Annotated in this window: 12 protein-coding genes and 1 pseudogene; 11 read left to right on the top strand and 2 right to left on the bottom strand. The window is 42.8% G+C overall.

The genetic code is table 11. The features are described from left to right. The first annotated feature begins 777 nt into the window (after nucleotides 1–777). The 10 genes and pseudogenes from tusD (at nucleotide 778) to pyrD (ending at nucleotide 15,596) form a co-directional block, all read left to right on the top strand. Nucleotides 778–1,149 (top strand): sulfurtransferase complex subunit TusD, encoded by a 372-nt coding sequence (gene tusD, locus A359_RS01680; protein ID WP_044104493.1) that lies wholly within the window; start codon nucleotides 778–780, stop codon nucleotides 1,147–1,149. Nucleotides 1,150–1,155: 6 nt separating this feature from the next. Then, nucleotides 1,156–1,515 carry a sulfurtransferase complex subunit TusC gene (tusC, locus tag A359_RS01675; RefSeq protein WP_014888103.1) on the top strand — a complete coding sequence of 120 codons (360 nt, stop codon included), beginning with the start codon at nucleotides 1,156–1,158 and terminating at the stop codon, nucleotides 1,513–1,515. A gap of 18 nt (nucleotides 1,516–1,533) precedes the next feature. Beyond that, a complete protein-coding gene (tusB, locus tag A359_RS01670) occupies nucleotides 1,534–1,821 on the top strand; it encodes a sulfurtransferase complex subunit TusB (RefSeq protein WP_044104707.1) in 288 nt (95 codons plus the stop codon). A 135-nt stretch (nucleotides 1,822–1,956) separates the two neighbouring features. Beyond that, nucleotides 1,957–2,331 carry a 30S ribosomal protein S12 gene (rpsL, locus tag A359_RS01665; protein ID WP_014888101.1) on the top strand — a complete coding sequence of 125 codons (375 nt, stop codon included), beginning with the start codon at nucleotides 1,957–1,959 and terminating at the stop codon, nucleotides 2,329–2,331. 95 nt (nucleotides 2,332–2,426) lie between these two features. Continuing rightward, nucleotides 2,427–2,897, top strand: a complete 471-nt coding sequence (rpsG, locus tag A359_RS01660) for a 30S ribosomal protein S7 (protein ID WP_014888100.1) — start codon at nucleotides 2,427–2,429, stop codon at nucleotides 2,895–2,897. A 94-nt stretch (nucleotides 2,898–2,991) separates the two neighbouring features. Beyond that, nucleotides 2,992–5,097 (top strand): elongation factor G, encoded by a 2,106-nt coding sequence (gene fusA, locus A359_RS01655; RefSeq protein ID WP_014888099.1) that lies wholly within the window; start codon nucleotides 2,992–2,994, stop codon nucleotides 5,095–5,097. 77 nt (nucleotides 5,098–5,174) lie between these two features. Beyond that, nucleotides 5,175–6,359, top strand: a complete 1,185-nt coding sequence (gene tuf, locus A359_RS01650) for an elongation factor Tu (RefSeq protein WP_014888098.1) — start codon at nucleotides 5,175–5,177, stop codon at nucleotides 6,357–6,359. 1,546 nt (nucleotides 6,360–7,905) lie between these two features. Further along, a pseudogene (srmB, locus tag A359_RS01645) lies at nucleotides 7,906–9,255 on the top strand (ATP-dependent RNA helicase SrmB). Nucleotides 9,256–11,634: 2,379 nt separating this feature from the next. Continuing rightward, on the top strand, nucleotides 11,635–12,621 hold the full coding sequence (gene ygfZ / locus A359_RS01640) for a tRNA-modifying protein YgfZ (protein WP_014888093.1): 987 nt from the start codon (nucleotides 11,635–11,637) through the stop codon (nucleotides 12,619–12,621). A 1,964-nt stretch (nucleotides 12,622–14,585) separates the two neighbouring features. After that, on the top strand, nucleotides 14,586–15,596 hold the full coding sequence (gene pyrD, locus A359_RS01635; protein ID WP_014888091.1) for a quinone-dependent dihydroorotate dehydrogenase: 1,011 nt from the start codon (nucleotides 14,586–14,588) through the stop codon (nucleotides 15,594–15,596). Nucleotides 15,597–16,299: 703 nt separating this feature from the next. Here pyrD and sodA read toward each other — a convergent pair. Beyond that, nucleotides 16,300–16,917 (bottom strand): superoxide dismutase [Mn], encoded by a 618-nt coding sequence (sodA, locus tag A359_RS01630; RefSeq protein WP_014888090.1) that lies wholly within the window; start codon nucleotides 16,915–16,917, stop codon nucleotides 16,300–16,302. 1,954 nt (nucleotides 16,918–18,871) lie between these two features. Further along, on the bottom strand, nucleotides 18,872–20,026 hold the full coding sequence (metK, locus tag A359_RS01625) for a methionine adenosyltransferase (RefSeq protein WP_014888089.1): 1,155 nt from the start codon (nucleotides 20,024–20,026) through the stop codon (nucleotides 18,872–18,874). 1,329 nt (nucleotides 20,027–21,355) lie between these two features. Here metK and mtnN point away from each other — a divergent pair. After that, nucleotides 21,356–22,060, top strand: a complete 705-nt coding sequence (gene mtnN, locus A359_RS01620; protein ID WP_014888086.1) for a 5'-methylthioadenosine/S-adenosylhomocysteine nucleosidase — start codon at nucleotides 21,356–21,358, stop codon at nucleotides 22,058–22,060. Nucleotides 22,061–22,577 lie beyond the last annotated feature (517 nt).

Genomic DNA, 22,577 nt, shown 5'->3' with positions numbered 1-22,577 from the left:
TACGATAGCTGTAGATTAATAGTCGTTGGCAGGTATTTCTAGATGCCTATATCTCTTCTACATTCTAAGACTGTTAAGCTGTATTTACTAAACGCGTATTTTTTCAGCGAAGTAGATCATGAAGTGCAACAGTTTCTCATAAGGTTATTTTAGATGCCTTTAGGCTGCTCATTGAAAGATATAACGAGCTTATGATTCTTTCCTTAAAGAGCAACGAAGATATTCTGCCTTTCGTGTCTCTAATGACGAAGACACCGGACGTCAGTGCGGGAACTGATTCTAAATTTTAGGCAATGCCTGATGGATGATATGGGGAGTGATGACATGTAGAGTTATTGCACTTATTTGACTCATGCTGTAATTAAGATCTTGATACAATAGCTCACCATGTCTATCGCTAGACGCAAGAAGAGACTGACGGGTTCCTGTAGATGGATCCCAATCTTTATTCGCTGTTTTCTTAGATTAAGCAAGCACTTTCCCTCTAGCAGCGCCGGATATGACGAGTGTGTGTTGTTTTTATCATCCGCGAACGCCCTGGTGGCTTAGAGAGCCGAAGTATGTTTTTAAAAAGCTCAACGTTGATGGTAGCGTCTCTAACAACATCAAACATCAGCAGATCGTGCTTGCTATTTATGAGCAAGAGTGTTTTGAGATCCAGGATCTATTAATCCGGTTGCTGATAGGCTGAATGTTTCTAAATACACCGTGTATCTACAATTTGTTTATATTTTTTCTTTGATTAGGATAAGATTAGTGAGTCTAGATTACTGCCTCATGGTCACCGGCCCGCCTTTTGGAAATCAGCGCGCTAGTAGTGCACTACAGTTCGCCCTAGCGCTGCTAGCCTGCGGTCACTGCCTCAATACTGTGTTTTTTTATCAAGAAGGCGTTACTAACGCCAATCGTCTTACCGCCCCCGCCAGCGATGAGATGGATCTAGTGCGTGCATGGTGCGATTTAGCGCATCGGTATCGGGTGGGCCTGCATGTTTGTGCGGCTGCAGCTTTGCGGCGCGGCGTTACTGATGCTTTACAGGCGTCGCTTTTGAAATGTGGGAGTGACAATCTTCAACCAGGTTTTGAGCTCAGCGGCCTGGGAACGTTAGCGCAGGCGGTGCTCGGTTGTGATCGCTTTATTCAGTTTTAAGGTCCTATGAATCACATTGCTTTCATTTTCACGCATGGGCCACACGGCGATGCTGCTGGACGGGAAGGACTTGACGCACTCTTAGCAACCTCGGCTCTTGCTGAAAATATCGGCGTATTTTTTATCTCCGATGGAGTCTTTCTACTATTGCCGCAGCAGCAGCCAGAGCAAATTCTAGCGCGTGACTTCATCGCTACCTTTAGTCTTCTGTCCATCTATGATATCGATAGAGTCTATCTCTGCGCTGATTCGGTGGAAGAGCGCGGCTTAGATGTCGGATCTAGTTGGGTGCTCGCTGCCGAGCCGGTATCGGCAGCTCAGTGGCGACAGCATCTGGCACCCTACGATACTCTATTGACGTTTTAACTCTAGAGAGAGATGTCCGTGCTGTATACCCTGAGCCATTCTCCCTATGCATGTGATCTGCTATCGCTGCTACGTATAGCGTGGCCCGGAGATGATCTGCTCCTGCTGTCCGATGGCGTGATCGCCGGACTGCGTGGTTCACCAGCCGAAGGCGCCCTGATTTCATCGCCTCTGGCGCTACATGCACTTGAAAACGATATTGTTGCCAGAGGGTTGACAATGCATTTTTCGCCGAATATCGGTATTATCAGTTATAACGATTTTGTGAGTCTGACTGAAAAGCAGTCGCAGCAGATGGCCTGGTAAGTTAAAGTAATTTGTATATTTGTTGACACTTGCAGCCGGTCAGTCATAAAATTCTCGTTCCTCGTACTTTTACCATTGGCATCACGAGGGGCATGCGTTACATGGTTACGCAGTAAAATTCAGGAGCATTATTAAATGGCAACGATTAATCAGCTGGTACGCAAACCGCGCTCTATGAAGGTTGCTAAGAGCAACGTTCCGGCGCTGAACTCCTGCCCGCAGAAACGTGGCGTATGTACGCGCGTATATACTACTACTCCAAAAAAACCGAACTCCGCATTGCGTAAATTGTGCCGCGTTCGTTTGACCAACGGGTTTGAAGTCACTTCCTATATCGGTGGTGAAGGTCATAATCTGCAGGAGCACTCAGTGATCCTAATTCGCGGCGGTCGTGTAAAAGACTTGCCAGGCGTACGCTACCACACCGTTCGCGGCGCCCTTGATTGCTCTGGTGTAAAAGAGCGAAAGCAGGCTCGCTCTAAGTACGGCGTAAAGAAGCCAAAAGATTAATGTTGTTCCGTTTAGTAAGGAAAGAAACTTTATTAATATCGTCAAAGAACTCATAGAGTTTTTGAATTATTCTGAATTAGAAACGGAGTCTTTCCATGCCGCGTCGTCGCGTTATTAGTCAACGTAAAATCCTGCCGGATCCGAAGTTCGGATCCGAACTTCTAGCTAAATTTGTTAACATACTAATGGTAGACGGTAAGAAATCTACCGCAGAAGCAATCGCCTATACTGCTCTTGAGACCCTAGCTCAGCGTTCAGGAAAGAGCCATTTAGAAGCTTTTGAAATTGCCCTGGACAATGTTCGCCCGATTGTAGAGGTTAAAGGGCGCCGTGTTGGTGGTTCTACTTATCAGGTGCCAGTAGAAGTTAGGCCGGTTCGCCGCAATGCGCTGGCAATGAGGTGGATAGTTGAGGCCGCTCGTAAACGAAGTGATAAATCTATGGCTGTGCGCTTAGCAAATGAATTTTTCGATGCTGCAGACAACAAAGGTTCTGCCGTGAAGAAACGTGAAGAGGTTCATCGTATGGCAGATGCCAACAAAGCATTCGCCCACTACCGCTGGTAATCTTGCCTAAGTAGTCATGCTAATGCGGCAGACACTCATTAGCTGTGAGCGCCAGGTTGGTTCTAAATGAACACCCCAGTAATCGAGGATTGAAATGGCTCGTATAACACCCATCGCATGCTACCGTAACATTGGTATCAGTGCACACATCGATGCGGGTAAAACAACCACCACTGAACGTATTCTATTTTATACTGGCGTCAACCACAAGATTGGTGAAGTCCATCATGGCGCAGCTACTATGGACTGGATGGCACAGGAACAGGAACGTGGCATCACCATTACGTCTGCCGCGACCACCTGTTTCTGGTCCGGGATGGCTAAACAGTTTGATTCGCACCGGATTAACATTATTGACACCCCAGGACATGTTGATTTCACGATCGAAGTAGAGCGCTCTATGCGTGTACTTGATGGTGCTGTAATGGTTTACTGTGCGGTAGGTGGCGTGCAGCCGCAGTCTGAAACCGTATGGCGCCAAGCAAATAAATACAAAGTGCCACGTATCGCATTCGTTAATAAAATGGACCGTATGGGCGCTAACTACCTGCGCGTGGTTGAGCAACTGAAAAGCCGTCTGGCTGGTAATCCAGTTCCAATCCAACTGGCTATCGGCTCCGAAGAAAAATTTACAGGGATCGTTGATCTGGTGAAGAAAAAAGCGATCAACTGGAGCGAAGCAGATCAGGGCGTCAGTTTTACTTATGAAGAGATCCCTACTAATTTGATCGAGCTGGCTGATAAGTGGCACCAGCATATGGTTGAAGCTGCAGCTGAAGCGTCTGAAGAGCTGATGAATAAATACTTGAGTGGTGAAGAGCTGACTGAAGGTGATATCAAAAATGGTCTACGCCGGCGCGTTTTGAATAACGAAATTATTCTAGTTACCTGTGGTTCTGCGTTTAAGAACAAAGGGGTTCAGGCGATGCTAGATGCTGTCATCGAGTACCTACCATCGCCATCTGATGTTGCTTCTATCAAGGTTGTACTTGATAACAACGAAAATTACGCTGAACGCCATGCTAGGGATGATGAGCCGTTCTCAGCGCTAGCATTCAAAATCGCCACAGACCCATTTGTCGGAAATCTGATCTTCTTCCGCGTCTATTCTGGTGTAGTTAACTCCGGTGACACGGTGCTGAACTCGGTCAAGGACAAGAGAGAACGTTTCGGTCGCATCGTACAGATGCATGCAAATAAACGTGAAGAAATCAAGGAAGTGCGCGCTGGCGATATTGCTGCAGCTATCGGTTTAAAAGATGTAACCACGGGGGATACTCTATGTAATCCGTCTGCTCCCATCATTCTTGAACGTATAAAATTTCCGGAACCAGTTATTTCGGTCGCACTGGAACCAAAAACTAAAGCCGACCAGGAAAAAATGAGTCTGGCTCTAGGGCGTTTGGCACAGGAAGACCCTTCTTTTCGTGTTTGGACTGATGAAGACTCTGGTCAGACTATTATCGCCGGTATGGGCGAGTTGCACCTTGAAATCCTAGTCGATCGTATGCGGCGCGAGTTCAAAGTGGCAGCCAATGTCGGTAAGCCGCAGGTGGCCTACCGCGAAACGATTCGCTCTACTGTAGAACAAGAAGGTAAATTTATTCGCCAGTCAGGTGGTCGCGGTCAGTTTGGTCACGTATGGCTCCGTCTTGAACCGATGGAGCCTGGTGGTAAATCTTACGAGTTCTTAAACGAAATCGTCGGAGGTGCAGTTCCTAAAGAATACCTTCCGGCAGTGGATAAAGGCGTTCAGGAACAGCTAAAAAGTGGTGTCTTAGCCGGCTACCCGATTGTAGACGTGCGGGTAGCTGTCTTCGATGGTTCTTACCATGAAGTCGACTCTTCGGAGATGGCTTTTAAGATCGCCGGCTCCATAGCGTTTAAGGAAGGTTTTCTAAAGGCACAACCAGTGCTACTGGAGCCTATCATGAAAGTAGAAGTTGAAACGCCCGAAGAATACATGGGTGATGTGATTGGCGACTTAAACCGTCGTCGCGGTATGATTGACGGCATGGAAGGCACCACGACCGGTAAAACCGTGCGTGCGCAGGTCCCTTTGTCTCAAATGTTCGGTTACGCGACTGATCTGCGTTCACAGACTCAAGGGCGTGCTTCGTACTCTATGGAGTTCCTGAAGTATAATGAAGCACCGAATAACGTTGCTCAGGCCATTATCGAAACCCGAAGAGCTAAATAAGAACGTTTTAAACGGGTTACAATTAATATCGTGTACTCTCACCCCTTTTTGAGAGTATAAGAGTAAGGAATATAGCCGTGTCTAAAGAAAAGTTTCAACGCACTAAACCTCATGTTAACGTTGGTACTATTGGTCATGTTGACCATGGTAAAACGACCCTGACTGCCGCTATTACCACCGTTCTTGCCAAGATTTACGGCGGAAGCGCGCGCGCCTTTGATCAGATTGATAATGCTCCTGAAGAAAAGGCCCGTGGTATTACCATTAATACTTCGCATGTAGAATATGATACTCTAAACCGACATTACGCGCACGTAGACTGCCCAGGGCACGCTGACTACGTGAAAAACATGATTACTGGTGCAGCCCAGATGGATGGCGCGATTCTGGTGGTTGCCGCTACTGATGGTCCGATGCCACAGACCCGAGAGCATATACTGTTGGGTCGTCAGGTCGGCGTGCCTTACATTATCGTATTTATGAACAAATGCGACATGGTTGATGACGAAGAGCTCTTAGAACTAGTGGAAATGGAAGTGCGAGAACTACTGGCGCAGTACGATTTTCCGGCTGATGAAACACCAGTCATCCGCGGTTCAGCGCTGAAAGCTTTAGAGGGTGACGAAGCGTGGACGCAGAAAATTATTGAACTTGCAGCAGCACTAGACAGCTACATTCCGGAACCGGCACGTGCCATTGATAAGCCTTTTCTATTACCCATCGAAGACGTATTCTCTATTTCTGGTCGGGGTACGGTGGTGACGGGGCGTGTAGAGCGAGGTATTGTTAAGGTCGGTGAAGAAGTAGAAATCGTTGGCATAAAAGAGACCATCAAAACTACATGCACCGGCGTTGAAATGTTCCGTAAATTGCTGGATGAAGGTCGAGCCGGTGAAAACGTAGGTGTACTGTTGCGCGGAACTAAGCGTGACGACGTGGAACGAGGCCAGGTCCTGGCTAAACCAGCATCGATTAAACCACACACTCAATTTGAAGCAGAAGTATATATTTTGAGCAAAGATGAAGGAGGTCGCCATACGCCGTTCTTTAAAGGCTACCGTCCGCAGTTCTACTTTCGTACCACCGACGTAACTGGTACTATCGAACTGCCGAAAGATGTTGAAATGGTGATGCCTGGTGACAATATTAAGATGGTTGTCAATCTGATCGCTCCGATCGCCATGGATGAAGGTTTGCGTTTTGCAATTCGCGAAGGCGGACGTACTGTTGGCGCAGGTGTTGTTGCTAAAATTATAGCATAAAAATATATCACAAAGTCAATGCCGTCGTTAATCAAGAAACATAAAAGGGAAGCTTTAGTCTTCCTTTTATGTTTTTCTATCGGATAGTCTAGCGAAATATGTCGCTATCGCACTTTTCAATTTTCGCTAATACTCAAAGCTACGGACCGTCGCTTTTCAGAACTTCTTTATCCTTTCGATGCCTTGTTCTTCTCAGGAAAGCAGCAGTCTATGAACATTCATCGCACTCGCACCATAGTGCGCCCCATGCTTTCAAGATCGGTGTCATGATCGTGAAAATAAACGTTTTATTTGTTAATGATAGCTTGATGATTGCACGTTAGAGGGTCTTCAGAGGGAAAGATCAGTTTTTTTGATTTACGCAGTGCTGTTTGGCGGTACCATAATCTCTAAAGTCTTTACGTCAGCCTCCGAGGTATCCAGTTTTTAGGCGGGATCCTCATGAAAAAAACTAATACGTAGACTCAATCTTTGTTGCATTGCATGATTTTTTATCTAATTTGAGACTGATGTTCTCTAACAGACTAAAGGGTCATAATTTTATAGACTCGTTAAAATACTCGTAAGAGTTGCCAGTGGCGCTGATTAGGCCAAAATCTCATTAATTTTTAGGGTTTTTGGATACGAAGGATAATTACGCAGGATGCCAGATGTAACGCATCGAGCACCAGCAATATCCGCTCTATCGATGTTGCAATAGAGTGCCATGCAAAAAGTTCGACGATAAAAGTTAGCTTTTATGCTTTGCATGAAGATAACGGATATAGCTCTGCAATATGTCAGCATGAAATGAGACTGCATAAAAATACAGAACAGTCAGAGAAGATAAACATCCCCACTAAAATATTTCACTTGCACAGTATTTTTTTCTATTTGTTAGGGATGCGCTTACAGGACTTATAACTAAAGCTCATCATCTTGCTACCTTAGGCGCGGTGCGTCACTCAAAGTTGAGCATCAGGCGCAGTACTGTTTCATAAGTTGATTAAAATAAACTTTTTTCGCTACGAAGGTTACGCGGGATTGATGTCTAATGCGGGATTAACGCCCCCCTGTTCTTAGTAAACTTCTAAAGAGAAATGTTAAATCATTGTTATGGGAGATCTTGATTTTTTAAAATGTGCTGTCTACTTGATCAAGGAAGGGCTATTCAAACTAAATATTAGGTTTTGTTGCAAGATCAAGAGGCATGCTGTTCTGCTATTATAATTTTATTAGATAAGATTCTTGATCTTGGGTGCACGATTGTCTCATTAGGTCTAACTGCATGCATGTATCTTAACATAATAAAAAATATTTATTGAGTTGTGAGTTGATGATATATAATGTTTTTATTCAACGACTCCCTACAGATAAAAAAGATCCATACCCAGAAAGATAGGAACCGAAATAAGCTGAAGTAAGTGGAATGCAGTGATCGATTTGGCAATGTGCTCATATATTTGCAATATGTGATAGAAAGTTCTATTCGAAATGACATAGGCGGGTAAATAGTTTACGGTTGCGCTGGATCCCTCTATAATTCGCGTCTTACCAGAGATACCTCATGACTATAATGCAATTTTCTGAGCTCGATCTACACGAAAACCTACTGACCGCCTTGAGAGAGAAAGGCTTCAATTGCCCTACCGCTATACAAGCTATTATAGCTATTCCGGCTATTATAAAAGGTCCAAAGGTATTGGGTCCAGCGCTCTAACTGGCACCGGAAAAGCTGCAGCTTATCTACTGCCGATATTGCAGCATCTTATTGATTGACAAAAAAAATATTTGGTCCTCCGCGCGTGATGATCGTTACTCCAACCCGAGAATTGGCAATACAGGTTGAAGAGCAGGCTAAGAAGTTGGCCATTCGCACTAACCTAGATTATTGATACTATCACCGGCGGCGTCGCCTATATGAATCATATGAACGTTTTCAGTAAAAATCAGGATGTAGTGGTGGCTACAACCCCGGCTGGTTGATTCAAGACATCACGGAAAAATTTTGACTGTCGATAAGCAGAAACGCTCATTCTGGACGAAGCAGATCTTATGTTGAGTACAGGTTTCGCTCAAGACGTCGAGAAGATCATTACAGCCTCTCGATGTTGCAAAAAAGCGCTATTATTTTCTGCCGCCTTAATAGGTAATACGGTTAAGAATTTTTCCGAACGTCTTCTAGATGGTCCAGTGGAAATCGATGTCACTCCGTTACACTGCGAACGGATGAGCATTAAACAATGGTACTCTGTCGGGCTGACAACCCATCGCATAAAACCGCGCTAGTTTTCTACCTTCTCAAGAAACCTGAAATCAATAAAAGTATCGTTTTCGTTCGCAAGCGTGAACGGCTGCATGAGTTGGTAACCTGGCTACGCGATGCTGGTATTTCCTACGGCTATCTGGAAGGGAAACTTGCTCAGCTTAAGAGCTTAATGAGGCTATCAAACGGGGGGCATAGCCAGTGGCCGATACAACGTGATGGTAGCCCGACAGATATCGCAGATCGTAAACTAGATATCGACGATATTAGTCATGTAATTCATTTTGATCTTCCCTCGACGCCAGAGGCTCATCTGCATCGGATGGGCAGAACGGCCCGCGCTGGAAGGAAAGGCTGCGCTATTTCTCTCGTGGAAGCGCATGATTATCTGCTATTACCTGTGAAATTAGTTGTTTTCTTAATAAATTGTTAAGAGCGCGTACGATTGCTGTATTGCGACCAACTACCCGTGAACTATCAGAAAAAATAACAGGAAAGCCATCGAAAAAAGTTCTGGAGAAGCGTAAAGCAAAGGGAAAACAGACTCCCCGGGAAAAAGATAAAAATAAAGCACGTTCACGCGAAAAAAATATTGGGAAACGGCGAGTGCCAAACGCGGCACGCGACATATCTAGCTTGAATAAGACGTAAGCTAAGGTTTTTAAGTAAGTGCGGAGCCTCGTCGTGTCGGAAAGGGTTGCTCAACATCCATTCAGAAAGTAATAGGACATGAGATAGGTTCCGGATCAGGTTGCAATCTATGCTTGAACTGTGAAAAACGACACGATAATAGTGAGCGCCAATCAGTCTTGATTTTCAGCTTTCATGTGCACCGCAGTGCAACAAGCTGCAGTACTATTTTGTGCATCGACGTAAAAAAGTCTTGAGACGCTCTTTATATACGGAAGAACCTTTAATCTCTTACTGTCTAAACATACCGCGCTGGCGTGCAGAGGGGCCTGCTTTATATGCAATCTTGTACATCCAGTAAAAGGATATTAGATGGCATTTAGGTGTTGCTCAGGAATGAGATCATGAAACATCCGGCATAACCTGATAGGGTTTTTTAAAAAATAGCAATTTGATTAATGCATCTGCTGATTATCACTGCATGCATGTCAAACTATAACCTATATGGTAAAACTATAGTTGACAATCATTCATTGACGCACTTATGCATATGCTTCATATGCCGATATTAGCAAATCTAAATGATGAATGATGCTATTTATCTATGATATTTCATTGGGGGAGGGGGTGATTACGGCCTCCGGTTTACCTCTTATCTTGTAAGAGGTCAGTTGAGAATCAAACTATTTTTTAAAAACCAGAATTGCTACTAGCTAGTCACTAGCAGACCTAATGTTACGTTTAGGCGAGCGGTGTTCTAGCTTTCTGACAGCGAAGCCCCGTTAAGCACTTGTGCTGGAAATGATTTTTTGTGTCCAGGCTTGGCAATCTTAGCCACATCCCGCTGTCTTTTGAGGTGGTATTGTCGTATCATGCGGATGCATCTGTTACGTTATCAAGCGTATGGTTATGTTTATAGCATCATGCACTTGCTAAAACTCCTAACCCTACTGCTTCGGCATATAAGCGACAAGCGTGATTGATCCCTTAATACCACATCACTACAATAGCATCTTTTGACATTTTATGCCGTTATTAACTGTTTCAGTGCTCGAAGAATCAGCAAAGAATTCTCCGTGTATCTTATCGGTAGCTCCAGATTTTTAAAAAATCGTGCCGATGATGCCCTAGCAAGCCTCCTGAAAAGGGAAAACACTTGTTCATCATCGGGGGGGGGTTAGCAAGTAAGGATGGCCTTATCTAAGTAGCGTTATAACCCAAGGGGGCTTTGTCTAAGAAATGTTTTCTCTGTTGCTTCAGAAGTGACTTACTAAGTAATTTATAGGTGTATAATAAAACCCAACTACTTTAGCGCCTCGTTGTAAATAAAGCAGTTAGTGACTGTAAATTTTTACTTTACGATAGAGATCATGCGTGTAGTGAATATAGAAAAATCAGATCGATGCTCTAAGAAATGTTATTTTCTCAAGAAATCTGTCAGTTATGTATATCCCGTAAGGTGTCTAGGGGCCTTGACTACTACGCAACCTATTTAAGCATATCCTAACATTCTTGAATAAAAAGTTTTTATGCTTTTACTTTTCTGAATTTTTGATCGCTGAGACAGAAAATGATGTGGTCAGGGCTTATGAAGAATTTGCTTTTCAAAAAAATAAAAAATTTAGTAAATCAGAGGGTTACCTCCTCTAAATAAATTTTATAGGTAGGCTGATAGCAAAGTAAAAAGTTTATAGTTACTAACTATCCTGAGTATAACTAGGATCTTAAAAAGCCCAGTGTTGTAACAACATAAATAAATAAAGCAGCAGTCATTGCTTCATAGATAGAAAGTCTGATTTTAGACAGTGTTGGTGACTGGTTATTTACTCATCTCAGGAGATCACCACGGTACTAATGATGACGCGGGGTATTTATTTTATTAGCTAAGCCCACTAATAAGTAGTGTGGTTGACTCAATTTTTAAACTTATTATAATACCAACATTATACTCCTAGTTACTTTTTTTCGCAGCTAGTCTGTATGCACGAACTCTCCCGGAATCGATACGGTGAATGTATCAAAAAATCTGGAAGGCTGTTGGTTGATGACGCTCACTTTACACCTTACTAAAAGGTTTCTCTAGTGAAAAATAAGAAAAAGTTTTTGATCCTTATGAGTTTAAGTATTTGATATTACTTAGTATATTATTATCGTAACCTCTTGGATGCACACTAGAACAAGAGCGGGATGAGTCACATCTAGATTAATACAGCGCCTTATCACTATCGCTCACTAGCTAAAGTGAGCATTTTAATTCAACGATAGAGCGCAAGACTTACCGTATGATTTTAGCTGCGTTAATAACCGATACGCCAAAAAAACCGGAAGTAAGAGCTGCTTGCAAGGCCCCTTAGATTTTCTGCCAATAGCCTGTTTTCAAATCATTAATGAGAGTATTTCATGTCATCTCAAGTCCAATGCCCTCGGCATTTTCCAGTGCCGTCCAGGAATTTACCGCTGACACTAATGTCACTACGTGATTGGGTGTTGATCAAAATTAATGGTTTAGATGCTATAAAATACTTGCAGGGCCAGCTAACTTGTGATGTGGCATCGTTAGGCGCTGATCGCTTTAGCTTTGCGGCCCATTGCGATGCCAAGGGTAAAATGTTTAGCTATGTGTGTATTTTTCATCACTGGACAGGCATGGCGTTTATTGAACGGCGTAGCGTGTGCGAGCACCAGCTTGCGGCATTGAAAAAGTATGCGGTTTTCTCCAAAACCACCATATCAACCGATGACGAGGAGGTCTTGCTGGGCCTAGCGGGCTTTCAGGCCTCCATTGTGCTTAGAAGACTTTTCACGACAGTTCCCGACGCATCGCATCCCGTAGCTCACAACCAAAATGCTACGGTGCTCTTTTTTAGTTTACCCGCCCCGCGCTTTTTACTTGTCACCACTCCTAAGATGCATGCCACACTGCAACACAAGTTAGCAGGTCAAGCCCAGTTTGATGACGGCCGGCAATGGCTAGCGTTAGATATTGAAGCGGGCTATCCAGTTATAGACATCGCCAATAGCACGCAGTTTATTCCGCAAGCAGTTAATGCGCAGGCGTTAGATGGTATCAGCTTTAGCAAAGGCTGCTATTCGGGGCAAGAAATAGTGGCCCGCGCCAAATATCGCGGCGCCAATAAACGTGCTCTCTACTGGCTAGCAGGTAGAGCTAGTCACCTTCCCTCCGCAGGGGAGGATTTAGAGATCAAAATGAGGGATCATTGGCGGCGGACTGGTACGGTACTGGCGGCCTGTCAGTTGGGCGAAAGAAGTATCTGGGTGCAGGCGGTACTGAAGAAAGATTTAGCGCTCGACAGCTTATTACGTGTGCGTGAAGACATCGGTAGTGTCTTAGCCGTGCAGCCGTTACCGTACGTTATTAGGGAGTGACGTGTCGCAGGCATCCTAGCAGGCGTGCGGTAGATAATAATTATCTCGTTGCAAAAATGTAATAGCAACCGGGCATGCGTACTCGTTATGAAACACCATTGACGGCAAAACACAATGGGTATCAGGTAAGCAATGGATAGATGGCTGGCACGTCAAACAGCTTTGATGCATGAGAAATGATAGTTAAAAACTAGAAAGTGCGTTTGATAAAAACCAAAGTTTACTCACTAATAGCCTGTGAGTCAGCAGTAAAGCCAGGATTGACGGCCCGGCATGCGGCTAGTTGACACTAGAAAACGCTCTATTTGCTGCTACCAAAGATTCACAGCATACCTATGATGCTACACATCTATAGAGCAAGGCATATGAATAGAACCTTTTGGTGAGAAGATCCTAAAACATGATATGCAGCGCAAGCTTCGTGGTAGTAGCGATATTGATTTATAGGCATCAGTATGTTTTTCTAGTCGTAGATAAACGGTGACCATTTTAAGTCATGTCGTTAGTTTCTTGTATAAACCAAACGATGTGACGCATAGTCTGATTGTAGGGCAATATTTTTCCGTCCGCATCGCATGGTTTTCGGCATTTTCTCTCATCAGTAAATGCGGTTAAGCACTTTGACTAGTGTGATCAGCACCTCCCCCTAAGGTATAATAGTGACTCAGATTCAGATGATGCTGTGAGCATATTATCAACTGGGCATTAGTTGTTTCAGCTAATAAGTTCCGGCGATAATCTAATCTCTTATCCCAAACATCATGACTGCTGATCCAATCTTGATTTTCAAGAAAATGGATGCACATATCGTTATGTATGTGGTGAATATTGCGCACCCGGCAGCTGAGTGATAATTAATTCTATTGTCTTTTCAGCTAATCTTTATGACAGTAAAATGTATTGTCAATACTATTAGTCAATGGCATCCCTGATGTTTCAGGGGGCTGCGGATTCATATTGTTAACTCCGGCAGAGTGTGTGTATGCAATGGTGCTGCTTTTTTCTGAGCCGATACAGGGAGCGTTTAATGTACCAGACCATCTACTGCTAGATAGCGTTTACGTTCTACTCTGTACTTTTCAATATCCGGTTACCAAAATTTTATGCCCGATTATTAATAAATTTAAATCCGATGCTATGAGTGATCTCATGATTTAATGAGTAATTTCACTACGCGCGGATGCTTATTATGTTTTCAACCCCTCCTTTTCGTCGTCTGAGAAAAGAACAAAATCGGGAGATTTATAGTGTAATCTTAATAAGCCCAAGAGTACCATCAATGAATTCTAGCAAAGACCTCCGAAAAACCTACATGCATTAGAGAGAATGCTAGCACCTCAGGCCATTAAGTGCCATATCAATGATCACGCACTAAACAACTGGCTCGTCATATTCATAACGCAACTAGAGGTATGATTTTTTAAAAACAAAGTAAAAAATCACATTTGAAATTAGATGCTTAAGAAATTCGAGATCGCAGGCCTTATGTGTTACTAACAAAAATGTTATATCACATTAAGCTTTACTATAGTCTATTTTTAGAATAGCAAATCATTAATTCATTATGAGCAACTATTTTGAATAACCGCTCTCGGCTGCGCGAAAAGATTATAAAAACTTTATTTACAATAAATCAGTAAAAAGTATTGTATCAAAAAAACACAGCACATCTAGATAACAAATATTTTCTAATAAAACTGCATAGCAGCATCTCACATTACTCAAAAAAAACTGTATATGACTATCTGTTACTGCCATGACATCTGGGTTACGATCACACACAAGACGGTGTTGTTAGTGCACCAGAGCAAGAGAGATAGATAGATTTTTCAGCCGTCATTTCATTTATAATGATAATTAAAGCAAATCACGTATTACCTCTTGTTAGAGATATAATACATTCCCTTTTTGCTATGAATGATTAATAATAGTGTTGCAATTCTAATCGAGAATCAGGAGACCGCATGATATACCCGCTTATCAAGCAGGCACTATTCCGGCTTGATCCGGAACGAGCCCATGAATTCACTATTCGGCAGCTAAAGCGTATTACCGGCACCCCTATGGAATGGTTAGTGCGCCAATCAGTGCCGACAAAAACCGTCAACTGCATGGGGATTGCTTTTAAAAACCCCCTTGGGTTAGCTGCGGGATTAGATAAAAACGGTGATTGCATTGATGCACTTGGTGCAATGGGTTTTGGTTTTATTGAAGTTGGCACGGTCACGCCTCGTGCGCAAGAGGGTAATGCAAAGCCTCGTTTGTTTCATCTGGCGCAAGCGCAAGGTCTGATAAATAGCATGGGGTTTAATAACCACGGAGTAGACAACTTAATTGAAAACATCAAGAAATCACATTTCGGTGGGGTTCTAGGTATCAATATTGGTAAAAATAAAGATACTCCTATGGAAAAGAGCAAAGATGACTACCTTCTCTGCATGGAGAAGGTCTATCCCTACGCTGGATATATCGCTGTGAATATTTCATCCCCTAATACACCAGGACTTCGCACCCTTCAATTTGGTGATATACTAGATGATCTATTGCTGGGTATAAAAAATCAGCAGGCAGCGCTGCAAGCGACTTATCAGAAATATGTACCAGTGGTGGTCAAAATCGCTCCTGACATGAGCGAGTCCGAACTGATTCAGGTTTCGGATAGTTTAGTGCGTCATAATATCGACGGGGTCATCGCGACTAACGCAACTACAAGTCGAGCGCTGGTCCATGGTTTGGATCACAGCACAAAGACTGGTGGGTTGAGCGGTCGACCGCTGCAACTACGTAGTACGGAAATTGTCCGGAAATTGTCAGCTGAGTTAAAAGGTAAAGTACTGATTATTGCGGTCGGAGGGATCGATTCGCTAATCGCGGCTAGGGAAAAAATAGCAGCCGGCGCTGCGCTGATTCAAATTTATTCAGGATTGATTTTTCATGGCCCCCGCTTGATCAAGGATATTGTCATTGACATTTAGCGATGTTTGATAAGAAAATGATATTTTTCGGGATACCGTTATCCCCTCAAAGGCTGAGACATAATTTTTGATTTTACTGTAAGATAATTCATGATAAACCATCATAAGCATTATTTTTGTATTAGCTTTTCAATCTTGTAGATTTAAGGATATAGTATTTCATGAAGATCGTTACAAAACTCCGTTTGCTCAATCTTTCAACTGGTTCAGCGTCCTTATCTATACTGAGTAATTGCACATTAAAAGTAAGCTGCTAGAATTTTTCGCTAACAGTGCCGAAAATACAGGATTCATTCTTAAAATGCTTTTATCGGTGTTGCCTACTCTACTAGCCATGCGAGATATTGATTGCAAATCGACACAATCATGCTCAAGGAATACAACTGATAATGTATGATAGTGTATTCAAAATGCCGTGCGGTTTAAAATAAACATAGTTACCTCAGTCAAGAAGTGTTTAATCAATCAATTAATTAAATGATTCAAGTTATTATATCATAATAGCAGGTCTCCTAATTTAACCAGGGACATCCTCCCTGGTTGTCATGTCTGATCTTTGATGGGAATATATCAAGCACTAAATGCTTCAAGAAGAGATCCTAGGGAAGACCCTTGGAGTCCCCCGCGCGCAGGCCCTTCGCTTATGAGGACCGAAGATGTAATATGGCCTCATTCTGAGCCTCAGCCGCGCAGAGGAAAGGCATCAAGAGTTACAAAAACGCGAAGAGGCTTCATCCCAGTTCACTATGTTCCAGAATGACTTGATATAGTCCAGGCGGCGATTCTGATATTTCAAGTAATAAGCATGCTCCCAAATGTCTAGGCCAAAAATAGGATAACCTGAGGCGCCGGTAATCACTTCCCCCATAAGCGGGTTATCCTGGTTAGCTGTGGTTACAACGGCTAAATGTTCGTCTTTCTTCACAAGCCAGGCCCAACCGGATCCAAACCGAGATGCAGCAGCTTTCTCAAATGTCTCTTTAAATGCTTCAACGCTGCCAAAATCATACGCAATAGCACTCTTTAATTCGCCCTCCAAAGTAGTGCCTTGCTTCAACCCTTTCCAGAATAAACTGTGGTTGGCATGACCACCGGCATTGTTACGTAGTACAGTCCGTTTGTCTTCCGGGAGTTGGTCTAGTTTTTGAATCAGGACGTCAACCGGAAAATGAGCAAAGTCTAGTAGGCTTTCTAGGGCACAGGCAGCGTTATTGACATAAGCCTGATGGTGTCTAGTATGATGGATTTTCATAGTTTCTTTGTCAAAATATGGCTCCAGAGCATCATAGTTATAAGGCAGGGAAGGTAGCATAAATCCCATAATACTTTCTCCATATTGAGCTGAATCAGCTCTTTAAAATGTAAGTTAGAGTCGTGTAAGTGATGGTATGATTATAGTATATTTTACGTTAAATAAAACGTTTATTGGTTATTTCAAACGGGAAGGCGTATCAAGTAAGTGACCGTTAATTATGTTGAAAAAAAGTGTAGCGCATTAACCTCTTAGGTTATTGTAACTCAAAGCGAATGATAGACGTCTTCCTGACAGGCTTCATTCATTGAAGCATCTTGATCATTTCCATCATATTTCTCCTAACTGTTGATTCTCGTGACGCGGCCTTAGATGAGCGTCCAGAAGTTGTTTAAACCTGACAATAGTTTTTGCAATGAGCGATAACCTATGATCTCTTCGAAGGTGCAATGACTGCCATGCAGATGCTTATTTTTAAATGTAGGATTACGCTTATGGTATGGGCACGCGCCACCACTGCATCCTAAAGATCAGGATGCAGTGGTGTTATTTTCTTCCTTACTCGAGTTCCATTACACGTATATGTATCATAAGCGATATTAAGGCGAAGCTAGCCAGCGCTTTCTAGATTGTTTGCTGAGGGAAATTTGTTTGGTGAAACCCAAAAGAGGCAATGAATGAGTTTTAAGGCCGTCTAGATACAGCGTACTCCGATAATTTTATTTTTTGGTGCATCTACATCCCAGATAGACCGAACGTCTACTCTTTTTTCGACACCTTCCTTTCGGACTGTCTCTTCCCCTACAGCAAATAGCCTTAAGGATAACGCTTGTGCATGACTCAATTTGGGGTAATCTCAACCCATGTTGACACTTTGATCTTGATATGCACTCTTTGTTCTTAGTTGCTAAGAACAGTATTATTCAGGCGTCTTGAGTGTAGTGCAAGCAGTTTAAAAATCACGTCGATGACGACCTTGTAAGCTTTCACTCTTCGTTCAAAAACTGTTCCATCAGCAATATTATTCTGATAACACTTTTGTGTAGAAGACTCATCGTATCCGTCATCTAAGATTCACTTCCCTTGTCTATGCATTCATTGCTGAAGCCTTGATCTAGAATGTCAGACAAGGACTATACTTGAGGTTTTTTCATTGGGGGGGAAGAAGTGCTATGAACGTTTTTCATAGAGAGTATGCGTTAATATGAATATATGTGGCTAATACCACGCTTATCTAAAAGTTATAGAAAAAATGATATCGAACGATCTCACGGAACGGGATAATGTCCCCGACCCTATTCTACTGATAAGAAAAACTCTAAACTTGAAAATTATGATCTGATCAACGATGATGAGACTTGCAATCCTGTCAGTGCTCACAATAAAAGTGATGGGCTGAAATACACACAGAAGTTTTAGTTAAAGACGTCTGGGGTAATTATCTGAGTCAGCTTGACTATGATGCACAATATGAAGAAGCGATATTAATGACTACAGCAGCTTAACTGCATGACATTGAGGTGTCCCAAAGACCGCTTGAATGAACAATGATAAGGCCATGCTAGCGGTCTCACATAATAATATTTTCACTGATTCAAAAAAAATATTTTTAAAGCACCCGTGGGATAGCGTACTTCTGATTGAGATTGGTAATACCGCCATAGACTATTACGATAATGCGCTGTCACACAATGGAAGTTAAGATACGGTTTTTTCTGTAAAACTAGATGACAATCTGAGGTAATCCTGTGAGAGTGGTTTTAATAGAACTATCACATAAGATTTTAAAGAATTTCAGGTTACATCTTTTCTCTCTAAGCGGAAATAAGCAATCAGTCTTTAAAATGAACACCATAGATACTAGTGTAGTATTGCGAATGTCATTTTATAATCAGTCAGAGACTATGCAGTAACGCACCTCTGTTGAATGCATATGCGATTAGCAGTCGGCATACTGGTGAGTCACTTCCAGAAGAAACAAAGCAAATACCATTTCGGTATACGGTTTTATGCCTGTAGTGTATTATTTTAGGCCTGAAGCGTCACGAAGTAATGCGGCTTTATCGATCTTTTCCCATGGAAAATCTTCTCGCCCAAAATGGCCGTAGGAAGCCGTTCTGAGGTAGATTGGCCGCAAAAGATCTAACATGCTGATGAGGCTATACGGTCGGAGATCGAAGACTTCGCGTACTATGGCCGTCAAGTGCTTCACGGGGATCTTTTCGGTTCCGAAGGTTTCTAGTGCAATAGATGTCGGATCCGCCACCCCGATAGCATACGAGAGCTGCAGTTCACAGCGTTCCGCCAGACCTGCGCTGACGATGTTTTTTGCCACATAGCGGGCGGCATATGCTGCTGAACGGTCGACCTTAGACGGATCCTTGCCGGAAAAAGCCCCCCCACCATGACGAGCCATTCCCCCGTAGGTATCGACAATAATTTTACGTCCAGTTAGTCCGCAGTCACCCATAGGGCCGCCGATTACGAAACGCCCGGTTGGATTGATAAAATATTTTGTCTGAGGGAAGAGCCATGCCGTAGGTAAAACCGGCTTAATAATCTCTTCCATCACAGCCTCCTCCAGCTGCAGAGGGGATATCTCTTCTGCGTGCTGCGTAGACAACACTACAGCCTTAATGCCTACCACTTTACCCTGTTCGTAGGCAAAAGTAACCTGACTTTTAGCGTCTGGCCGTAGCCAGCTTAAGGCTCTACTTTTGCGAACCTCAGCTTGGCGCGCTACTAAACGGTGCGCATAGGTGATTGGCGCCGGCATCAGCACATCAGTTTCATTAGTCGCGTAACCAAACATTAGCCCTTGGTCACCCGCGCCCTGTTCCAGCGGATCGCTGCGATCCACACCCTGCTTAATATCAGAAGACTGTTTACCAATAGCGTTCAGAACTGCGCAAGAGTTAGCGTCAAACCCCATATCCGAATGAATGTAACCGATTTCACGGATAGTACTACGCGTTAATTCTTCAATATCTACCCAGGCGCTGGTGGTGATCTCGCCACCTACAAGGACCATTCCCGTTTTAACATAGGTTTCACAGGCGACACGTGCTTTAGGATCTTGGGCCAGAATAGCATCGAGAACGGCGTCGGAAATCTGGTCAGCAATTTTATCAGGATGCCCCTCTGAAACAGATTCGGATGTAAATAAATTTTTAGCCATTAATTTTTACCTTTGATTCGGTTTGGAAATGACTGGGCGCTCCTTGGAAAAAGCTATTTATAATGCCCGATTTTCAGATGGTAACGCTAGACTTCATCATCTTTTCTGATGAAGTGGTCTTAAAGAAGCAAAAAGTAATGTCCATCAACGCCTTGACGTATAGATGCCTGTTTTCATAAGGTCTTTTTATTGAATGCCGATAATTTTTTTGAATACACTGACATGTTAGCTGATTATCAGTGCAAAAATGCTGCGTGTATTTTAACACATGCTCTCTATAGTCAAGTGAAAGGTTACAATTATTCACCGGCCTATCGAATAACTAATCTTTTTAGCGGTGAAGTTTACTAACAGTATCGATAGATCAGTTATCTTTTATTTATTAGTGCTGCATGGAGAGAGCACCTCCTTTCAGCGGCAGTGCCGATTATTTTTACTTAGATGCTGACATCAGCATACTTTTGATAATGAAACAGATGCTTAGCTCTTTTCTTCAGCATCACGGTGCTGCATGTATGCGATATAGAAACTTATACAGCGGTCTTGTAGATATCTTAAATGTTATTTTTACATTAAATCATCACAGACAGTTCATATCAGCACAAAAATGTCAGTTTTTGGCGGAAGTGCTCCTTGATTCTATGATAGAGGTAGTCTAAAATTTTTTTAGTGAAGAATCATAGTAAGTGTGTTAACAGAGTATGAATACACGCAGGTTGAAGGGGGTTAGTTCCGTTCTTGTACGGGAGGCAGCAATACATAAAATTAATGATCTGTGCCTGATGTATGGGAGAGTACTAGAATTGACGCACCTGGAATACAGGATAAAACCACTCAAGAATCAGGGCACTACCTTGTCTCGTCGGTGTTGACGAGACAAGGTAGTGCCCTGATTCTTGAGTGGGGTAGCATATATAGCTTTTTTATTCTTCTATAGCAAGGGTATGCAATATTTTTTAATCTAAAATAATAGCATCACTATGCATGTAACCTCGTAGTTGACTATCGGTCTTTTGATCGGAAAAAGACTAACTGGAAAAGATAGTAGTTTATCACTGGCATTTTTCTTGCTGAAACGGCTATATTTTCAATTAAAACACTATTGCGATTCATTTCATGCTGCCTAAATACAATAGATATTAGTGTGGCGAGTGTAATACTTACAGTGTTGCACCGTATTGCCGCGTTAAACATGCCGTATACTTTCCTCATCGTATAAAAATCTTTCAGGAAATAAACCCGTTACACATGTCAGTTGATGAAAGAACGTGCTGTCATTGTACTTCAGCGATCTAGGATTGGTGAATAGTTATAACAGGAACGCATTTTATGAAAATTTGCATTATCGGTGCCATGGAAGAGGAAATCACGCAGTTGAAAAATTGCTTAAAGAAACCTAAGATTGAGCAGCAGGCGGGGTATAAAATTTATATCGGCCAGTTACACGGTATTGAGATAGCTCTAGTCAAATCTGGGATCGGTAAGGTTGCCGCCGCGTTAGGGACGACGCTATTGCTGAATCGTTTCGAGCCAGAGCTGGTCATTAACACAGGCGCCGCCGGTAGTCTAGCTCCGTTGCTAACAGTTGGTGATATTGTGATACCTCATGAACTGCGTTATCACGATGTAGATCTTACAGCTTTCGGCTATGAGCTAGGTCAGATGGCGCAGTGTCCAGTGTCATTTAACGTTCCTCCATCACTAGTGAAGCTAACGGAGGAGATAATTGGTCGCCTTGGTATGCATGCCGTATACGGTTTAATGGTTACTGGTGATGCTTTTATCAACGGTGCTGTAGGTTTATCCCGCATCTGTCAGGCGTTTCCTCAGGCGATTGCGGTAGAAATGGAAGCGACCGCTATCGCCCACGTGTGTCACCATTTTTCCGTGCCATTCATCGCAGTGCGCGTCATTTCTGATTTCGCCGATCACCTATCTCATTTAAGCTTTAAAACTTTTCTTACCGCTGCGTCGCAACGTTCTTCCCGTTTAGTAGAACAAATGGTACAAGCGATATCTAGGCAGCGTCAATAGGACAGTGATTTTCTGAGCTAACCGCACTATACTTTTTACGTGTCGTTAGCAGAACAAAATAATTTTCTATCTTATATTAGAGGTAGCGGAATCATTTTAAATACATCATAGTCTATATAAGCTTTGGTGCATACACGAGAGTTGATAAGTAGTCAGTTACTAGCAGCGTTAGTGTTATGCACTACGAACGATGTTCGGTTTTTCTCATTCTCACCGTGTAATTTAATTAAGTGCCTTAGCTTTTTTAGCGCTTTCTGATCGCCATATCATGCTAAAGTAAACTACGATAATGCACCCTAATCTGATAAGATGCGGGTCTTGATTTGCGAACTGAAAGAAGATTGTCATAGTCACACATATCGCTTGTGTTGAAAAATCAAAATATGGGGCAATCATTCCCTAAGCTCCATAGTATGCATTTTCACACACGGTCTTTATGGTAAAGCAAAATCTTCAATTACGCATTAGTATTTTTTATAGCATACCCATCAAGAGGCCAGCTTTTTGATGGGGTCAA

The sequence above is a fragment of the secondary endosymbiont of Ctenarytaina eucalypti genome, assembly GCF_000287335.1.
In the GTDB taxonomy this organism is placed as follows: domain Bacteria; phylum Pseudomonadota; class Gammaproteobacteria; order Enterobacterales; family Enterobacteriaceae.
The sequence above is the reverse complement of the archived record's forward strand: the minus strand, read 5'-3'. Positions and strand labels throughout refer to the sequence as shown.